The sequence below is a fragment of the Variovorax sp. P4_D9 genome (assembly GCF_056401695.1).
The window spans coordinates 1-1,500 of the sequence record NZ_JBFUIU010001390.1 but is presented as its reverse complement, the minus strand read 5'-3'; the positions used below and the strand labels follow the sequence as shown (position 1 = coordinate 1,500).

At 63.3% G+C, this 1,500-nt stretch carries 4 protein-coding genes; 1 reads left to right on the top strand and 3 read right to left on the bottom strand.

The genetic code is table 11. The features are described 5' to 3' along the window. Positions 1 to 334: 334 nt before the first annotated feature. From AC1DY5_RS55280 to AC1DY5_RS55270, 3 genes are all read right to left on the bottom strand, one after another. Positions 335 to 667 carry a cell envelope biogenesis protein TolA gene (locus AC1DY5_RS55280; protein ID WP_478122639.1) on the bottom strand — a complete coding sequence of 111 codons (333 nt, stop codon included), beginning with the start codon at positions 665 to 667 and terminating at the stop codon, positions 335 to 337. 155 nt (positions 668 to 822) lie between these two features. Continuing rightward, entirely contained in the window at positions 823 to 1,026 is a 204-nt protein-coding gene (locus AC1DY5_RS55275; RefSeq protein ID WP_478122637.1) for a c-type cytochrome, read from the bottom strand. Beyond that, positions 1,005 to 1,133, bottom strand: a complete 129-nt coding sequence (locus tag AC1DY5_RS55270) for a c-type cytochrome (RefSeq protein WP_478122640.1) — start codon at positions 1,131 to 1,133, stop codon at positions 1,005 to 1,007. The genes AC1DY5_RS55275 and AC1DY5_RS55270 overlap by 22 nt, the downstream gene beginning before the upstream one ends. A gap of 10 nt (positions 1,134 to 1,143) precedes the next feature. Between AC1DY5_RS55270 and AC1DY5_RS55265 the strand changes: the two genes are divergently transcribed. Then, the gene (locus AC1DY5_RS55265; protein WP_478122636.1) at positions 1,144 to 1,416 is read left to right on the top strand and encodes a hypothetical protein; all 273 of its coding nucleotides are present in this window, start codon (positions 1,144 to 1,146) and stop codon (positions 1,414 to 1,416) included. Positions 1,417 to 1,500: the final 84 nt, after the last annotated feature.

Sequence of the window (1,500 nt, the reverse complement as noted above, 5' to 3'; positions counted from 1 at the left end):
CCGTAAATCGTAGATTTACAGAGAAACAGTGAAAAACGCCCGAGTCGTCGAGCTCAGCAACAGCCAAAGGTAGCGCAGGCGCCCGAGGTCAATGTCATGCCCAGCAGGAGCGCTCGTTGGTGCGCTTGCCATCGGCCATGGTTCATGGTCGTGAGGGAAGCGGATCGGGCCTGACCGATACGCAGCCCGTGGCCATCAGCAACAGCGCGTAGAGCGCCAGATACCAGGCGGATCGAGATCGTCGGACTGGAACGGCAGACTCCACGGACTCTCCTCCTCATTCAAAGAGGCCATCATCAATGCCAATGGCCGCCCTCTCGAGGCGGGTCCTAACTCACTTGGCGGGTGGCATGCCGGGCGTGTTGGGCGGGGCCTGGTACTCGCCGGGCTTCTTGTTCGGGTCCTTGGCCTCACGTGCTTCCACGCGCGCCTGGCCCGCCGCGGCCGGCTTGCCCGTGCCGATGGCATCGTTCAGGGGCGACTTCACCTCATCGCCACCGACCTGCTTCACCTTGCCCTGCGGCTTCGCATTGTCCTTGGCCTGTGCGCGCTCCTGCGGCTTGGTGTTGGTGATGACCTGCTCCTGCGACGAAGCACCCGGAGGATTCTGGGCCTGTGCGCCGGCGGCGAACAGACCGGCGATCATGATTGCGAGAATCTTGCTCATTGCGGGCTCCTCAATAAATGATTGGAAGACGCCTCCTCACCATGAAGATCTGCGCACGGTTCAGTCCGTGGGCGATGGACTGGCGAGGCCATTATGTGAGTGGCTGCTGCGCAATTCCATCCGGGCGGCCACGTAACCCCACGTACGTGATGTGTTCAGCGACGGAGCATGTCGCGAGGCGTGACCGGCGGCGCATCGTTGCCCCATGAGCCACGTACGTAGGTGAGCACGGCCGTGACATCGCTGTCGTCGAGCACATAGCGGAAGGGCGGCATGCCGTACGGCCGCGGATTGCCTCCGGTGGAGGGCAGGAACCCGCCGTGGCGCACGATCTGGATCAAGTTGACCGCCGACTCCATGAGCTCGGCGCGATTGCCCGCGAGCGGCGGGTAGGCCCCTTCGGCACCTTGCCCTGGTCACCGTGGCAGTATGCGCAGCGCAGGTCGAAGATTTTCGCGCCGCGCACCGACACTGGCTTGTTCTACAACGTGAACGTCAATGCAGCGGTCGCGGCGGACCTCGGCGTTACCCTGGAGCAGCTCGCGCGCAATACGCAGAAGGTGGACGGCGGCGACTTCGGCTTCGACGTGTACTTCGCACGCGGCGCCGTCGAGGCGATGCGGGGAGGCCGGCCCCATCCGCTATACCTACGGATTTCCGGGCGCCTGCCTGAAATTTGCCCATCGACAAGTCGCACGGGCGGTCTTATCGCCGCCGACTCCGCGCTTACACGTCTTCGTGACGGTTGACGTCACCTCTCCCACGACGACTTGATCCACGTCTTTTGGATCGTCCGTCATATTCACCTTGACAACCGCGGTCATCTTTGTGCC